This is a genomic window from Nonomuraea sp. NPDC050478, assembly GCF_044458265.1.
GTDB lineage: Bacteria > Actinomycetota > Actinomycetes > Streptosporangiales > Streptosporangiaceae > Nonomuraea > Nonomuraea ferruginea.
In genome coordinates this window covers 641,035-656,841 of sequence record NZ_JBITHT010000005.1, presented here as the reverse complement: position 1 = coordinate 656,841, position 15,807 = coordinate 641,035, and the positions used below count along the sequence as shown (strand labels likewise).

Here is a 15,807-nt window from a genome sequence, read left to right as displayed (position 1 = left end):
CGCAGGGACGATGACATCGTCTCGCATCCCTGGGCAGGGCTACGCCGCGGCGGCGAGCGCCGCCTGGGCGTCCGTGAGCGAGGGGCTCGTCTCGAAGTGGCGGTCGAGGTTGGTGATCGTCAGCAGGTGGCTGATCATGCCCTCCTGGAGGACCAGGATCAGCCTGCCGCCGGTGCGCCGCGCGTGGTTGTGCGTCGAGACCAGCACGCCCAGCCCCACCGAGTCGCAGAACGGCACCTCGCTCAGATCCATCACGAGCATGAGCGGGCCGGGGGAGGACAGGACCGGCTCCAGCTCGGCGCGCAGCCGGGGAGCGCCCGCCACGTCGAGCTCCCCGGAGACGCGCAGGACCGTGCAGAGTTCCTCCTGCCAAGACCTGACAATCATGGGGAAAGGGTGCCCCCTTGGCTGATTGTTAACCTATTTCTTGCAGATGTTCTGCGTTGCCGTTTCCGCAGATGGGGAAGCGCTCGGCCGCGCCGACGGCGTCGTGGAGGCCTTGGGCTTGGCCACCTTCGGCTGGTCGGCGCCGATGACGACCTCGATCTCCTTGACGTCCGCCTTCCGCAGGTCGGACCCGGGGATGGCGGCGGCGACCGTGCGGGCGGCGGCCTCCTGGCCGGGGCCGTAGCGCACCACGGTCTTCTTGTGGTCCTTGCGCGCGGTGTTGCCGGCGTCCTCGGGCACCTGGAAGCCGTACGCGACCAGCGCGGTGCGCGTCCGGGCGCCGAGCCCGGTGATCAGCGTGCCGTTGAGCACCTTGACCGAGATCTGCTGCGGCGGGACGGACGTCGGCCCGGCCGAGGCCTTGGCCGAGGGACTCGCCTTGGGGGTGGGCTTGATCAGGTCCTGGTCGGCCTCGATGGCCCGGAACAGCTCACGCGCCTTCTGCTTGTCCCACAGCACCGCCGACTCGCCCGTGGAGGTGCGGAAGTCGACGTCCTCCAGCGGCACGTCGGCGAACTGCACGTTGTCGAGCTTGACGTCCCGCAGCTGGGTGGCCAGCCCGAGCAGCCCGTCGTCGGGGTCGACCTTGATCGTGCCGAGCGTGGTGTTGACGAACGAGGCCAGCTTGGCCGGGTTGGCCAGCGTGTCGGCGCTCAGCGCCCGGTTGAGCAGGGCCGAGATCACCTGCTGCTGCCGGTCGATCCGGTCGAGGTCGGAGCGGGCGGTGGCGCGGGTGCGGGCGTAACCCAGCGCCTGCGCGCCCTGCAGCTCGTGGGTGCCGGCGGCGAGGTTGAGACCGGTCTTCGGGTCGTTGATCGGCACGGGCGTGCAGACGGTGACGCCGCCGAGCGAGTCGACCACGTCGATGAAGCCCAGCACGTTGACCTCGATGTACCGGTTGATCTTCAGGCCGGTGGCCTGCTGCACGGCCTGCACGGTGAGCTTCGGGCCGCCGAACTGGTAGGCCGAGTTGATCTTGTGATCGCCCTTGCCGGGGATCGTCGTCCAGGTGTCGCGCGGCAGGCTCACCACGGTGATCCGGCTGTGGTCCTCCGACAGGTGGATCACCATCATGGTGTCGGTGCGCTGGCCCGACTCGCGGCCGAGCTTGAGCTCGTTCTGCTTCTTGCGGGTGAGGTCGTCGCGCTTGTCGACGCCCACCAGCAGGATGTTCTCCGCCCCGCGCGGCGCGGTCTCCTCGACCCCCGCGTCGACCGTGCCGATCTGGCGCGGCGTCGCCCACACCACGCCGGTGCCGATCAGGACGCCCGTGGACAGCAGGCCCGCGAGGACCGCGTTGCGCCGCCGCACCCTGGCGCTCCTGCGCGGCCTGCGCCGCCCGCCGGCGAGCTTGACGCCGCCGTAGGCGTCGCCGCCCACGATCACCCCGGCGTCCTCCTCGCCTGGGTCGCGCATGACCGTCCCCCTCCGTGCCGCCGGAGGATTGCGCTCTCGATTGCCGTCCTCCCGTGGTCGTACAGTAGCGTGAGCCCCGCCATGAAGCAGTTCCCCGACTCGCCGCACGCGCCAGCGGAGACGCGTGGCTGGCCCCCCATCTCCGTCGTCATGCCGGTCCTCAACGAGGAACGCCATCTCCGCGAAGCCGTCGACCAGGTGCTCGCCCAGCACTACCCGGGTGAGATCGAGGTCGTCCTCGCCGTCGGTCCGTCACACGACCGCACGCAAGAGGTCGCCGACGCCATCGCCGCCGCCGACCGCCGGGTGACCGTCGTGCCCAACCCCACGGGCCGCACACCCAACGCGCTCAACGCCGCCATCGCCGCCTCCCGCAACGGCATCATCGCCAGGGTCGACGGCCACGCCATGCTCCCGCCCGACTACCTGCGGGTGGCGGTCGAGACCCTGTACGAGACAGGAGCCGACAACGTCGGCGGCGTGATGGCGGCCGAGGGCGTCAGCCCGTTCGAGCAGGCCGTCGCGTGCGCGATGACCTCCAAGATCGGCGTGGGCGCGGCGGCCTTCCACGTCGGCGGCACGGCCGGGCCCGCCGACACGGTCTACCTCGGCGTGTTCAGGCGCTCCGCGCTGGCCCGGGTGGGCGGCTACGACGAGCACTTCCAGCGCGCCCAGGACTGGGAGATGAACCACCGCATCCGCCAGACCGGCGGCCTGGTGTGGTTCCAGCCGCGGATGCGGGTCTCCTACCGGCCTCGGCCCAACGTCAAGGCGCTCGCCAAGCAGTACTTCCACTACGGCAGATGGCGCCGGGTGGTGGCGCGCACCCACGAGGGCACGATCAACCTGCGCTACCTCGCGCCGCCTGCCGCCGTGCTGGCCATCCTGCTCGGGCTGGTGGTCGCGCCGTTCTTCCCCCTGGGGTTGGTCGTCCCGGGCGGATACGCCGCGGCCATCGTGGCGGGTTCGGTGCTGACCGGAAGCGGGCTGCCCTGGTTGGCCAGGCTGCGGCTGCCGGTGGTGTACGCGACCATGCACATGTCATGGGGCTGGGGCTTCCTCACCAGCCCCCGCAAACTGGCCCGCCCATCCCGCTGACGCCACGCACCGTTCCGTACGGTGCGTGAGCGTGGGATCAGCCTTCCATGATTTGTCCGGTCAGGCCGGAGGCGAGCGCGTCCAGGCAGGTCCGCGCCGTCCGGTGGGGGTCGGTCGTGAGGACCGCGTTGACGCGGATGTCGTCGGCTGCCCATTCGGAGGCGAGGGCTCGGGCCAGCTCGGCGGTCGCCGCACGGGCCGGGGCGGCGACGCTGCCGTCGCCGCCGTCTGCCTGGAGGACGAGGGTGCCGCCGGTCTCGCGCAGGAGCGGGTACGCGGCCCTGGCGACGTTCGACGCCCCGAGGCAGGCCAGGGCCAGGGCTTCCGCGTCGGCCGCCGCGAGCGAACCGGGGCGCGGCCCCGCGAGGTGGATGACGTGGTGCACCGGGCCCGCCTCGGCCAGGGCCTTGGCCGCCTGCTCCTCCGTACGGGCCAGGTCCGCGGGGAAGCACCGCACCACCGCGCCGTATCCGGACGCCAGGGCGGCGAGGACGGCGCCGTCGCCGAACACCGCGACCGTGCGGCCGGAGAGGACCCGCCGGTAGTCGGGCGGGGCGGGCGCGGGCGTGCCGGCGGCGGCCAGGCGCAGTAGCTGGTCGGCGATGGACAGGTCGATCGGGTGGGTGACCTTCATGTTGCGCTCGCTGCCCGGCACCAGGTAGATCGGCACCTCCGGCAGGTAACGCAGCACCACGCCGCAGTCGTCGGTCGCCTGCCGGGTGGCGAAGCCGGGATCGGCCATCGCCCGCCGGTACGCCTCGCGGATCACCGACAGCCGGAACGCCTGCGGCGTCTGCGCCCGCCGCAGCCGCGACCGGTCCAGCACCTCGCGCACGATGTCGTCCTCGGCCACCAGCACCGTGTCGGAGCTGGGGATCGCCACCTCGACGGCTTCGTACGTCTCCAGGGCGCGGACACAGTCGGTGATGATCCGGGGCTCCAGCAAGGGCCGCACGGCGTCGTGCAGGAGCACGTTGCACTCCCGCTCGCCCACCGCCTGAAGGGCCCGCCAGGTGCTCTCGGTCCGGCTCGCCCCGCCCTCGACGATCGCGGTCACCTTGCCGAAACCGCACCGCCGCACCAGCTCGCGCACCGGCTCCACGAACCCCGGCGTCATCAGCACGACCACCTCGTCGACGTCGGGAGAGGCGTCGAACAGCTCGATCGTGTGCTCCAGGATCGTCCGCCCGGCCAGCTTGATGAGCTGCTTCGGCTCACTGTGGCCGACACGCCGGCCTGTGCCGCCCGCGAGCACCACGCCGATGGAGGGCAGCCGAGAAATCATAGTTCGAGGGTAACGGTACTGGTCCGTGCTATCGCGTGGCCCGATCGCTACGCTGTGTGCCACGCGCTCCCTCATCAAACGGGAGGACCCGCGCCTTGACCGACTCGCTCACCGAGAGCGGCACGATCGTGCTGCTCGCCACGACACCGGCGGCCCGGCTCGGCTGCCGCGAGGGCACGCTCACCGACCGGCTCGCGGACCAGCTCGCGACCCTGCCCACCCGCGAGGTCCAGGTGCTGACGTCGGCCGGCGGGCTCGCCGCCGACCTGCGCGTGGTGGCCAAGCTGGCGCGCGTGGCGTCGGGGCCGGTCGCCCTGCTGCCCGGCGACCTGGTGGCCCACACGGAGGCGCTGGCCGTACTGCTGGAGCACCCGGCGCGCGACACGCGGGCGCTGGTCGACGGCGAGGCCGCGGCGGGGCCGACCCGGCCGCCGCTCCGCGTCGAGGGCGGGCGGATCACCGCGGCGGGCAGCTCGTTCCACACCGTGCCGGAGGCCAACACCGCGTTCGCCGGCGGGCTGCAGGCCGGCGAGGCCGACCTGGGCGTGCTCGCCGAGGTCGCGGAGGAGCTGGCGGAGCTGGCGGAGTCGGGCAGGCTCGGCCCCGTCACCCCTGTCGAGACCGTCGACCTGCTGCTGGTCGGGCTGGTCAGATCCGGGGTGCCGGTGCGCACGGCGGCGCTCGGGCCGCTCCACTGCGTGCGGCCCACCGGCCAGGCCTCCGCCGACGCCGCGATCGAGCGGCTCGCGGAGGTGGACGAGGACCAGGTCCGCCTCGACGGCGCGGTGAAGTCCGACGACGGCTTCTTCACCTCATACCTCGTCTCGCCCTTGACCCGCCATCTGATCAGGCCCGCGCACGCGCTCAAGCTCACCCCGAACGCCGTCACCGGCGTCTCGGTCGCCGTGGCCGTGCTGGCGGCGGTCTGGTTCTCCCAGGGCGGCAGGGTCGCGCTGGTGGCCGGGGCCCTGCTCTTCTACCTGTCGTTCGCGCTCGACTGCCTCGACGGCCAGCTCGCCCGCTACACGCGCGGGTACACGCCGCTCGGCGCGTGGGCCGACGGGATGGCCGACCGGTTCAAGGAGTACGCGGTCTACGTGGGGCTGGCCTACGGCTACGCGGCCACGCACGGCGGCGGCAACCCCGACGGCATCTGGTTCCTCGCCGTCGCCGCCATGATGCTGCAGGCCGTCCGCCACTCGCTCCAGTTCGCGTACGCCGGGTCCGTGTGGGACGCCGGCCAGACCGGCGCGCTGCCTGCCAGGCCATCGCGCTCGCTGCTGGAGCCGTCCGACGCCGGGCGCCGCCGCCCTCGGCAGGGGCTGCTCAGGATCGCCCAGCGGGTGCGTCACGGCTCCGCGGTCCACTGGCTGCGCAGGATGGTCGTGCTGCCCATCGGGGAGCGTACGGCGCTGATCGCGGTCACGGCCGCGGTGTCCGACGCCCGGGTCACGTTCGTGGCGCTGCTCGGCTGGGGCGCGGTGGCCGCCGCCTACCAGCTCGTCGGCCGGATGATGAGGTCTGCTGAATGAGCTCTGTCCACATGGTGCCGGTGCCCCGGGGCAAGGTCGTGGCCTACCGCGACGACGGGCCGCTCTCACGCGGCATGGGCATGCTCGTGGCCGGGCAGCTCCCGCCGCTGCCGCCGCTCGTCGCCGCCGCCTTCGTCATCGGGATCCTGCTGCTGATGGGGGTCGCGGGGGCCGGCGGGCTGGCGGTGTTCGCGCCGCTCGTCACGCTGCTGCTGGCCGGGCCGGGCAGCTCCCATCCGCACGACGGCCGGCTCGACTGGATGGCGCCGCCGATCCTGCGCGGGATCGAGTACGCCTTCATCGCCGCCTGCGGCTTCGCCCACGGTGTGCCCCCGGTGCTGATCTTCCTGCTGCTCGGGGCGGCCGCCTTCCACCATTACGACCTGGTCTACCGGCTGCGCCAGCAGGTCTACCCGCCGCCCTGGCTGGCCGCGCTCGGCCTCGGCTGGGAGGGGCGGATGCTGGTGCTCGGCCTGTTCGCCCTCGTGGGCTGGGTGACCGGTGGGTTCGTGCTGCTGGCGGTGTATCTGTGGGGCGCTTTCGGGTGGGAGAGCCTCACATGCTGGCTCGCCGCGCCCAGGACCGGGGTGCGCACGGCGGACACGGGAACGCAAGACTAACGGCGGATTACCCTCACGAGGCCGAAAGCCAACTAACCTTTGGGCCTACGTAGTCATGCTCGACTGAGGAGTGCACGTTGCTGGGAATGGTGCTGGCCGCTGGAGCCGGACGACGCCTGCGGCCGTACACCGACACGCTGCCTAAGGCGCTCGTGCCGGTCGACGGCGAGACCACGATCATGGACATCTCGCTGCGCAACCTGGCCGCCGTGGGCCTGCGCGAGGTCGTGGTCGTCGTCGGTTACGCGGCGCAGGCCGTACACGAGCGCAAGCGCGAGCTGGAGGAGCGTCACGGCGTCGAGCTCACCCTCGTGCACAACGACAAGGCCGAGGAGTGGAACAACGCCTACTCCCTGTGGTGCGCGCGTGACTACTTCGGCCGCGGCGCGCTGCTGGTCAACGGCGACACCGTGCACCCCGTCTCGGTCGAGAAGACGCTGCTCGCCGCGCCCGAGACCAGCGACATCCTGCTCGCCGTCGACGACGTGAAGAAGCTGGCCGACGAGGAGATGAAGGTCACGCTCTCCGAGGAGGGGGCGCTGCGCCGCATCACCAAGCTGATGGACCCGTCCGACGCGTACGGCGAGTACATCGGCGCCACGCTCATCCGGCCGGGCGCCGCCGAGCGGCTGGCCGACGCGCTCAAGGCCACCTTCGAGCGCGACCCGCAGCTCTACTACGAAGACGGCTACCAGGAGATGGTCGAGCGAGGCGAGGCCATCCACGTCGCCCCCATCGGCGAGGTCGACTGGGTCGAAGTGGACAACCACGACGACCTGGCCAAGGCCCGCACCATCGCCGTCCACTACTGAGGGGGCCGGATGCCGCTTCTTGCGAGGATGCTGCCCGCGCCGATCCAGATGGAGGTCAGGCGCGGTGCCGTCGCGGAGCTCGGCGCGCTGCTCGCCGACAGCAGGGTCGCCACCTCCGGCCGGGTCGCGGTGGCCGTCGGCCCCGGCCAGGGCGACCACATAGAGAGCCTGATCGCGCCGACGCTGGACGAGGCCCAGGTGTTCCGCGTCTCCGACGGGAGCGTGGAAGCCGCCGTCTCGCTCGGCGCCGACCTGCGGAAGGGCGCCTACGAGGTGGTGGTGGGCGTGGGCGGCGGCAAGACCATCGACACGACCAAGTACGCCGCCTCGCTGGCCGGCATCCCCATGGTCGCGGTGGCCACCAACCTGTCCCACGACGGCATCTGCTCGCCGACGGCCTCCCTGCTGTACGAGGGCGGCAAGGGCACGTTCGGTGTGCCGATGCCGCTGGCCGTCCTGGTCGACCTCGACTTCGTGCACAAGGCCCCGCAGTCGCTGGTCCGCTCGGGCGTCGGCGACGTGCTCGCCAACCTGTCGGCGTGCGAGGACTGGCAGCTCAGCCACGTCGAGCGCGGCGAGCCGATAGACGGGCTGGCCTGTTCGATGGCGCGCACGGCCGCCGAGGCGCTGCTCGGCAGGGCCGACTCCGTCGAGTCCGACGCGTTCCTGACCGTTCTGGCCGAGTCGCTGATCCTGTCGGGCATGTCGATGGTGGTCGCCGGCTCATCGCGGCCCGCGAGCGGTGGCGACCATGAGATCATGCATGCCGTGGACCAGCTCTTCCCCGGCACCTCCAACCACGGCGAGCTCGCCGGGGTCGGCACCGCCTTCTGCTACTTCCTGAGGGAGGACGAGGCCCGGCTCAAGCAGGTGGTCGGCTGCCTGCGGCAGCACCAGCTGCCGGTGACCCCCGGCGACATCGGGCTGAGCAGCGAGCAGTTCACCGCCGCGGTCTCGCTCGCGCCCGCCACCCGTCCCGGCCGTTACACGATCCTGGAGCACCTGCGCCTGCAGGACTCCGAGATCCGCGATCGGGTGGAGGACTATGTCCGGGCCTTCGGTCGCTGAGCTGCGCGGGGTCGCCCAGCCCGCCGGTCACCTGGAGCGCCGCAACGGCGAGCACTGGGCGGGCGTGCTCTACATGCGCAGGCTGTCGATCTACGTCACCTGGTTGATGACCAGGACGAGCGTCACGCCCAACCAGCTCACCTGGGTGATGACGGTGGCGGGGGTCGCGGCCGGGGTGGTGATCGCGCTGCCGGGGTTGTGGGCGGCCGTGGCCGCCGCCCTGCTGATCCAGGTCTACCTGCTGCTCGACTGCTCCGACGGCGAGCTGGCCCGGTGGACCGGCAAGACCTCGCTGACCGGCGTCTACCTCGACCGGGTCGGCGCCTACTTCGCCGAGGCGGCGCTGCTGGCCGGGCTGGGCTGGCGGGCGTCGGCCGTGCTGCCCGACTGGTACACCGTGCTGGGCTTCGCGGCGGCGCTCGGCGCGATCCTCATCAAGGCGGAGTCCGACCTGGTGGAGGTGGCGCGGGCCAAGGGCGGCCTGCCCGCCGCGACCGAGTCCGCCGCCGTGCAGTTCCGCTCAGGGCTGCTGGGGCTCGGCAGGCGGGTCCTGGCGGCGACCGGGTTCCACCGGATCGTGCAGCCGATCGAGCTGTCGCTGCTCGCGCTCGCGACGGCGGTGATCGACGTGGTGCGGGGCGATCTGGCGGCCACCCGGGTGCTCGTCGTGGCCTGTGTGGTCGCGGCAGGGCTACAGGTTGTCCTGCATTTGGTCAGCATTCTCGCGTCGAGGCGGCTGGCGTGATGCGATTCTCGGAACCGGCAGGGCTTCTCGTCCGTCGTATTGATCGGACATCCCCGGTTCGGTGGGGGTTCACTACCGGTTCCGATACGCTTAGCTCCACCAATATCAGGAAATAAGCCACCCAGCAGACTCGGTGATCATGAAAGATTGCTCCGCCCGTGCTCTCAACGCGTCAGGACGATGATTCGTTGAAGATCTCGTGCGTCATCCTCACCATGGGAAACCGGGTCGCGGAGCTGGACCGGGCGGTCGAGTCCGCGCTCAACCAGATCGACGGTGACGTCGAGGTGGTGATCGTGGGCAACGGCGCAGACGTGCCCGAGCTGTCCGCGACGCCCCCCGCTGGCTCGTCGGCGACCGTGAAGACGATCCGGCTCGACCACAATACGGGCATACCCGCGGGCCGCAACCGCGGGGTCGAGGAGTGCTCCGGTGACGTGGTGCTGTTCCTCGACGACGACGGCTGGTACGCCAACCAGAAAGTGGCCGCGCACGTCCGCGACCGCTTCGCCACCGAGCCCGACCTGGCCGTCATCTCCTTCCGGGTGATGGACCCCGACGGCGGCATCGGCCAGCGACGTCACGTCCCGCGCCTGCGCGCCGGCGACCCGGAGCGCAGCTCACCGGTCACCACGTTCCTGGGCGGCGCCTCCGCCGTCCGCCGCTCGGCCTTCCTCCAGGTGGGCGGGCTGCCGGAGCGGTTCTTCTACGCGCACGAGGAGACCGACCTGGCCTGGCGGCTGCTCGGCGAGGGCTACCGGATCGAGTACGACGCCGAGACCGTGATGTACCACCCCCAGGTCCCGCCGACCCGCCACGCCGAGTTCTACCGGCTCAACGCGCGCAACCGGGTGTGGCTGGCCCGCCGCAACCTGCCGTGGCCGCTGGCGGCGCTCTACCTGCTCGACTGGGTGGTGCTGACCCTGATCAGGGAGCGCGGCTCCAAAGACTCGCTGAAGGCATGGTTCACCGGGTTCTTCGAGGGCCTGCGCACACCCGCGGGCGAGCGCCGCCCGATGGCCTGGAAGACGGCCTGGCGCATGGTGAAGCTCGGCCGCCCGCCCATCGTCTGAAAGCCCTCGCCGTCACGGCGAGGGCTTTTCCCCGCTTGACGGCTAACGCTGTTAGCCATAGCCTTCGGCTAACAGCGTTAGCCAACGAGAGGGCGGTCATGGGAAGAGGCGCGTGGGGTGGTCTGGCGATCTTCTGCCTGGCCTTCATCGTCTTCGAGGTGGCCAAGCACGGGGGAATGGCCTGGGTCACAGCGGTGGTCTTCGCGATCCTGCCGGACCTGACCATGCTCGTGGGGGCGAGGAAGGCCGGCGGCGGGCGGCTGTCACCGCGGGCGGTGCCGTTCTACAACGCGGCACACCGGGCGTGGGCGCCCCTCCTGCTGCTGGTTGGATACATCTTCTGGCCGATCGGCGGAGTGCCGACGTGGACCGCCGGGCTCGCCTGGCTGATGCACATCGCCGCCGATCGCGCGTTCGGTTACGGACTACGGGAACGGGATGGGAGCCGGCGTGTCCGAGCGGTCACGGCAGATCGTTGAGGCGGCCCTGCGCCTCGTCGAGGAGGGCGGCGCGGAGGCGCTCACCATGCGGGCGCTGGCCGGGCGGCTGGGCATCCGGGCCCCTTCGCTCTACAAGCACTTCCCCGACAAGAGCGCCGTCGAGGCCGAGGTGATCGCGATCGCCATGCAGGACCTGGCGCGGGCCCTGGAAGCGTCGCAGGGCGGCCTGGGAGTGCTGGCGCGGGCCTACCGCGCCTACGCGCTGGCCCACCCCCATCTCTACCGGCTGATGAGCACCGGGCCGCTGCCGCGCGGACTTCTGCCCGCCGGACTGGAGGACCGGACGGCTCTGCCCCTGGTCAAGGCCGTCGACGGTGACCCGCTGCTGGCGCGGGCCGTGTGGGCCTTCGCGCACGGCATGGTGATGCTGGAGCTCGACGGTCGTTTCCCGCCAGGTGCCGACCTCGACGGCGCCTGGCGGGCAGGGCTGGCCGCGTTCGCCCGCTAGCGGACGAGCTCGGCCTCTTCCAGGGCCATGGTGGCGTGCGCGACCGTGCCGGCCAGCAGGGGGCGCTTGGGCAGGCCCAGCTCGCTCAGCTCCTTGGCGATGGGATGGTTGCCCAGCCGGATCAGCGCGCCGCCGGGGCGCACGCGGAGGCCGCGGGTCTGGACGGTCCACGGGATGCGCCGGGTGAGCCCGTCGCGGTGCGTGTAGGCGTCCAGGGCGATCACCGGGCCCGGTCCGGGCAGCGGAGCGCCGGGCTTGACCAGCATGTCGAGCACGAGCCTGCCGTCCCTGCTCAGGACACACCGTTTGTACGGGGAGCCGAGCCGCAGGTCGATGTCGGCCAGCTCCTTCGGCACGCCCCACAGCGAGCGCCCCGCCTCCAGCGTGAAGCCCTGGTCGACCGGCATCCAGTGGACGAACGCGGCCGCGTTCCGCAGGTCGGCGAGCCCCACCGAGCCCGTCGCCCCCGGCCGACGGATCAGGAACGCCATGCCGAACTCGTGGTAGGAGTCGAGATCGCCGTCGCGGTAGTCGGCGAACACCAGCACGCAGACGGCCTTGCCGGGCAGCACCTCGGCCACGTCCAGCCCCGAATACGCGAGCACGGCCCGTGCGGCGTCGGCCCGGACCAGGTAGAGAGCGCCACACACCATGACGTCCCGTACCCGGACGGGCATGCTCACCGTCCGGCCCTGGATCAGATGCGATGCCATGGCGTCTAGTACATCAACCGCCGGACGCCGTGACCATCACCCCGCGGACCTGCTCTGTACCGCGAACGACGGGGCGCGGGCGGGAACCCCGGCGCAGCCTTCCATCCGGGCCACGAACGCCGGCGCGTGGTCCGGCCAGTGGTGGTGCGCGCGGGCGTGCGCGTGCCCGCGCGCGGCGAGCGACCGGCGCAGCTCGGGGCTCTCCTTCAGGTCGAGCACGGCGTCGAGCGCCGCGTCCACGTCCAGCGGGACCACGAAGCCGCAGCCCGCCCGCTCCACCACCCCGGCGCCCTGCGAGGTGGTCACGACGGGGAGGCCCCGGCCCAGGTAGTCGAGGATCTTGGTGGGCGGCCCGGTCACCGCGGGACCGGCCAGCGACAGGCCGGCCAGCGCGCCCTCGGCCATCCGCAGCGCGTGCCTGAGCGGCACGTGGCCGAACCAGTCCAGCAGGCCGACCCGCTGGGCGTCACGCAGCAGCGGGCGCGCCGCCGGGTCGGCCTGGCCGATGAGGTCCATCCGGATGCCGTGCGGGGCCAGCCGCCGGGCCAGGCCGATGAGCTCGTTCACGCCCCTGGCGGCCGACAGCCGGCCGATGTGGACCACTCTCGTCTCCCCGGGAGGGGGCGGCTCCGGCGCCACGAGAGTGGCCTCGGGCACCACGTCCGGTGTGATCACGTGGCACCTGCGTGCGGCCCGCGCCAGCCTGGCCTCGGAGACGTCCTCGCGTACGTCCCAGACGACCGGAGGGCGGCGGTACGGCAGCGCGCGGAGGAGACGGGCGTCGTGCACGAGCAGGAGGTCGGCGCCCCGCACGCCGCGCCTGAGAGCCGACCGGGCCCGGCCCGGGCCCGCCTCGCGCGCCACGTCGACGGCGGTGAGCCGTGGGGTGGGCGTCACGTTGTGGTAGGTGAACGGCGCGACGTAGGTCACCTCGTGGCCGGCGTCGAGCAGCGCCCTGATCTGCCGATGCATGATCCGGGCGTCCTCGGGATGATGGACGACGGTGGCAACGCATACCCGCATGCGTCGATGCTCCGCGCCGACCGGGTCAAAGGCGTGAATGCGGGGGTAACTGCCGCTTAACTTCTGGAAGGACGGCGATAGAGCCAGGTCAGGCGCGGCTCCAGCACCCACTTGAAGACCGTCCGGGTCTCCGGCAGGCACAGCACGATCGCCAGCGCGAAGCAGCTGAAGCTGATCGCCAGCGCCCCGAGCGGGCCGTGCAGCCACGGCAGGTTGAGCCAGCCCTGCTCCTTGGCGATGAGCACCGGGATGCCGTGGAGCAGGTAGCAGTAGAGGGTGCGGGTGCCGAGATCGGAGTACCACGTCTCGCCCCGCGGCACCAGCGCCAGCACCGCGAAGCAGAGCGCCAGGGCGCAGACCAGCAGCCCGACGCGCACGCCCAGCCCCATGTACCAGGACAGGTCCATCTTCTCGTAGCTGTTCTTGAAGTAGAACGGCGCGAGCTTGGCCCTGGGCGCGATGAGGATGGCCACGGTGGCCGCGGCGACGATGGTGAACACCGAGGCGATCTTGATCCACAGCCGGTTGAGCAGCTCGAAGTGCTCCGGCTGCATGACCAGCCCGATCACGAAGAACGGCAGCAGGCCGAAGAACCGGTCCATGCTGAAGTCACCGGAGATCTCGGAGAACCCGGCGAACAGGTAGATCGCGATCGCCACCGGGATCGGGAACTTCATCCGCTTCCACACCGGCGTCGACAGCCGCCAGAACAGCAGCGCCAGCAGGTACCAGTTGAGCCACGCCGGGTCGATGATCGTCAGGCTCCACTTCTGCCCGAGGGAGAAGCGCAGCGCCGCGTAGCCGACCTCGACGATCACGTACGGCACGAGGAACGTGTCGACGAGCTTGTTGGTCTTGGCGTTGGAGTTCCAGAAGTTTCTGGACAGGTAGCCGCTGATCAGCACGAACAGCGGCATGTGGAAGGTGTAGATGAAGATGTAGAGCGCCCGGTTGGAGTCGGCGTCGAGCGTCGGCACCAGCGAGTGGCCCACCACGACGAGCGCGATGAGCACGAACTTGACGTTGTCGAGGTACGGGTCGCGCCTGCGCTTCGGCGGCCCGGCCTCGGGCTCGGGCTTCTGGGCGGGCTCGGCCTGCTCCTGGCCAGGGCGCTCGAAGAGGCCGCCGCCGCCGGGGAGCGGCCAGCGGGCCCCTGTGTTCGCCGGCCCCGCACTCTCTTCGCCGGGAACCTGGACCGGAGGGGAGTACTTGGTGTCAGACACAGGGAAGTCGCTCAGCTTCGCTCGGGGCCGGGGTACGCGACAGGCGGCGACGCCCGCGAGGGCGAGCCGCGTCGCCGACCCGAACCACCCTAGCGGGCGCCGGAGGTCCTGTCTCACGGCCTGAGGGTTACACAGACAACTTGCAGGAGCCTTACACGCAGACGTTCTTCTGCTGGGACGCGGTGATGGTGTTCTTCTCCACGGCCTCCGACAGCTTGGTGACCTTGACGGCCTTGAAGTCGGTGCCGATGACGAGCTGGAGCACCGGACCCTTCGGCCCGTCGGCGGCCGGCGCGGTGGTGGGGGCCACCGTCGGCGTGTAGGGCTCGGTGTTGGTGGGCCTGACCTTGCCGGCCGTCGCGTCGGGCGCGGGGTTGAGCTTCTTGGTCAGCACGTCGGCGTGGTCGGCGCCGGTCTCGGCCGTCTTCGGGTAGCGGACCTCGGTGGCGGCGACCGGCTGGCCGCCGGCGTCGGCGTAGTTGCCCAGCCCGGTGACCTGGAAGCCCTCCTTGGCGAGCTGGTCGGCGACCTCGCGCGCCCTGCCCGGTTCGCCGGTGGCGTTGAGCACCTGGATCCGCACCTGGCCGGGCTTGACGGCGACCTTCGGCTTGTCGGCGGTCGCGCTCGGCGTGGGCTCGGGGAGCTCGGTGTCGTTGATGATGGAGTCGAACAGTTCGCCCGCCGCCGGCTGCTGCCAGACGACGCGGTTCTCGTCCTCGGGGTCGGGGATCCACGGGACCGTGGTGAGCTTGACGCCCTTGGCGGTGAGGTCCTTGGCGCTCATGCCGATGTCGATGAGCTTCTGCGGGTTGTTGGCCAGGTCGGGGTCCATGGTCACCGACTGGGCGGCCGACTTGATGAACCCGGTGAGCTTGATCGGGTCGGTGAGCAGGTCACTGCTGGTGGCCTTGGCGATGACCTTGCTGAGGAAGATCTGCTGGCGCTTGATGCGCTGGATGTCGCTGCCGTCGCCGTAGCTGCGCAGCCGCACGTAGCCCAGCGCCTTCTCGCCGTTGAGCAGGCTCTTGCCGGGCGGGAGGACCAGCTTGGCATTCTTGTCGTTGACGCCGGACTTGAGGCAGATCTCGATGCCGCCGAGCGAGTCGACGATGTTCTTGAAGCCGCTGAAGTCGACCTCGACGAAGTGGTTGATGCGGATGCCCGTCAGCGTCTCCAGGGTGGAGATCGTGCAGGCGACGCCGCCGTGGTTGTAGGCGGAGTTGATCATCGCGCGGCTGGGCGGCATCTCCTGTTTGGTCGTCTCGTTCTTGCACTTGGGGATGTCCACCATCGAGTCGCGCGGGAAGCTGATGAGCCTCGCCTGATCGCGGTTGGGGGAGATGTGCAGGACGATGATCGTGTCGGTGCGCTTGCCGCCCGCGTCGGCCAGCCGGGCCGTCTCCTGGCCGTACTGGGCGTTGCCGTCGCCCGCACGGGTGTCGGAGCCGACCAGCAGCACGTTGAGCGCGCCGGTGTCGCGGGGGCGGGGGTTGATGATGTCGTCCTTGACGTTCTTCTGGTCGATCGCGCCGAACGCGTCGCGGTAGGCGACGTAACCGGTCAGCGAGCCGGCGACCATGAGGGACGTGGCCGCGATGCTGACCCAGGCCAGCACGCGCATTTTGCCGTTGCCGCCGTCTCCGCCCCGCCGGCCGCGCTCGGGCTCCTTCGGCGGAGGCGGCGCCGAGGCGGCGAGCCTGCGTGCCATCCTGCTGCCGGGCTGGGGGGACCTGCTGTCCTCTACGGACATGCCTCTGTAGTCACTCATGCGCCCCCTAGCCTCGTCGCTGCGCCTCACGCGCTG

General features: G+C 71.2%; 16 protein-coding genes. 9 read left to right on the top strand and 7 right to left on the bottom strand.

What is annotated here, in order from left to right:
* Positions 1-39: 39 nt before the first annotated feature.
* Positions 40-387, bottom strand: a complete 348-nt coding sequence (locus ACIBF7_RS27875; protein ID WP_271276920.1) for an STAS domain-containing protein — start codon at positions 385-387, stop codon at positions 40-42.
* A 33-nt stretch (positions 388-420) separates the two neighbouring features.
* Positions 421-1,863: an LCP family protein gene (locus tag ACIBF7_RS27870; protein WP_271276919.1), complete on the bottom strand. Its 1,443-nt coding sequence runs from the start codon at positions 1,861-1,863 to the stop codon at positions 421-423.
* Positions 1,864-1,944: 81 nt separating this feature from the next.
* On the opposite strand from ACIBF7_RS27870, the gene ACIBF7_RS27865 reads away from it, so the two are divergent.
* Positions 1,945-2,961, top strand: a complete 1,017-nt coding sequence (locus ACIBF7_RS27865) for a glycosyltransferase family 2 protein (protein ID WP_397198500.1) — start codon at positions 1,945-1,947, stop codon at positions 2,959-2,961.
* 37 nt (positions 2,962-2,998) lie between these two features.
* On the opposite strand, the gene ACIBF7_RS27860 is transcribed toward ACIBF7_RS27865, so the two are convergent.
* Positions 2,999-4,246, bottom strand: coding sequence for an SDR family oxidoreductase (locus ACIBF7_RS27860; protein ID WP_397198499.1), 1,248 nt, complete (start codon positions 4,244-4,246; stop codon positions 2,999-3,001).
* Positions 4,247-4,341: 95 nt separating this feature from the next.
* Here ACIBF7_RS27860 and ACIBF7_RS27855 point away from each other — a divergent pair, with 95 nt between their 5' ends.
* The 8 genes from ACIBF7_RS27855 to ACIBF7_RS27820 all read left to right on the top strand — a co-directional run bounded on the left by ACIBF7_RS27855 (position 4,342) and on the right by ACIBF7_RS27820 (position 11,044).
* Positions 4,342-5,778, top strand: a complete 1,437-nt coding sequence (locus tag ACIBF7_RS27855) for a CDP-alcohol phosphatidyltransferase family protein (protein ID WP_271276916.1) — start codon at positions 4,342-4,344, stop codon at positions 5,776-5,778.
* Entirely contained in the window at positions 5,775-6,398 is a 624-nt protein-coding gene (locus ACIBF7_RS27850; RefSeq protein WP_219543593.1) for a DUF5941 domain-containing protein, read from the top strand. The genes ACIBF7_RS27855 and ACIBF7_RS27850 overlap by 4 nt, the downstream gene beginning before the upstream one ends.
* 77 nt (positions 6,399-6,475) lie before the next feature.
* Entirely contained in the window at positions 6,476-7,210 is a 735-nt protein-coding gene (locus ACIBF7_RS27845; protein ID WP_219543592.1) for a sugar phosphate nucleotidyltransferase, read from the top strand.
* Between the two features lie 9 nt (positions 7,211-7,219).
* On the top strand, positions 7,220-8,278 hold the full coding sequence (locus ACIBF7_RS27840) for an iron-containing alcohol dehydrogenase family protein (protein ID WP_271276915.1): 1,059 nt from the start codon (positions 7,220-7,222) through the stop codon (positions 8,276-8,278).
* Complete coding sequence (locus ACIBF7_RS27835) at positions 8,256-9,023, top strand: CDP-alcohol phosphatidyltransferase family protein (RefSeq protein WP_148037061.1); 768 nt, start codon at positions 8,256-8,258, stop codon at positions 9,021-9,023. Before ACIBF7_RS27840 ends, ACIBF7_RS27835 begins: the two co-directional genes overlap by 23 nt.
* 188 nt (positions 9,024-9,211) lie before the next feature.
* On the top strand, positions 9,212-10,096 hold the full coding sequence (locus ACIBF7_RS27830) for a glycosyltransferase (RefSeq protein ID WP_219543591.1): 885 nt from the start codon (positions 9,212-9,214) through the stop codon (positions 10,094-10,096).
* 98 nt (positions 10,097-10,194) lie between these two features.
* Positions 10,195-10,575 carry a DUF4260 family protein gene (locus ACIBF7_RS27825; RefSeq protein WP_271276914.1) on the top strand — a complete coding sequence of 127 codons (381 nt, stop codon included), beginning with the start codon at positions 10,195-10,197 and terminating at the stop codon, positions 10,573-10,575.
* Positions 10,547-11,044 (top strand): TetR/AcrR family transcriptional regulator, encoded by a 498-nt coding sequence (locus ACIBF7_RS27820; RefSeq protein ID WP_271276913.1) that lies wholly within the window; start codon positions 10,547-10,549, stop codon positions 11,042-11,044. The genes ACIBF7_RS27825 and ACIBF7_RS27820 overlap by 29 nt, the downstream gene beginning before the upstream one ends.
* Here ACIBF7_RS27820 and ACIBF7_RS27815 read toward each other — a convergent pair.
* From ACIBF7_RS27815 to ACIBF7_RS27800, 4 genes are all read right to left on the bottom strand, one after another.
* Positions 11,041-11,757 (bottom strand): acetoacetate decarboxylase family protein, encoded by a 717-nt coding sequence (locus ACIBF7_RS27815; RefSeq protein WP_148037064.1) that lies wholly within the window; start codon positions 11,755-11,757, stop codon positions 11,041-11,043. The genes ACIBF7_RS27820 and ACIBF7_RS27815 overlap by 4 nt on opposite strands.
* 36 nt (positions 11,758-11,793) lie before the next feature.
* Positions 11,794-12,780 carry a glycosyltransferase gene (locus ACIBF7_RS27810; RefSeq protein ID WP_271276912.1) on the bottom strand — a complete coding sequence of 329 codons (987 nt, stop codon included), beginning with the start codon at positions 12,778-12,780 and terminating at the stop codon, positions 11,794-11,796.
* Positions 12,781-12,836: 56 nt separating this feature from the next.
* Positions 12,837-14,003: an acyltransferase family protein gene (locus ACIBF7_RS27805; protein ID WP_271276911.1), complete on the bottom strand. Its 1,167-nt coding sequence runs from the start codon at positions 14,001-14,003 to the stop codon at positions 12,837-12,839.
* Positions 14,004-14,154: 151 nt separating this feature from the next.
* Positions 14,155-15,771, bottom strand: a complete 1,617-nt coding sequence (locus ACIBF7_RS27800) for an LCP family protein (RefSeq protein ID WP_219543585.1) — start codon at positions 15,769-15,771, stop codon at positions 14,155-14,157.
* Positions 15,772-15,807 lie beyond the last annotated feature (36 nt).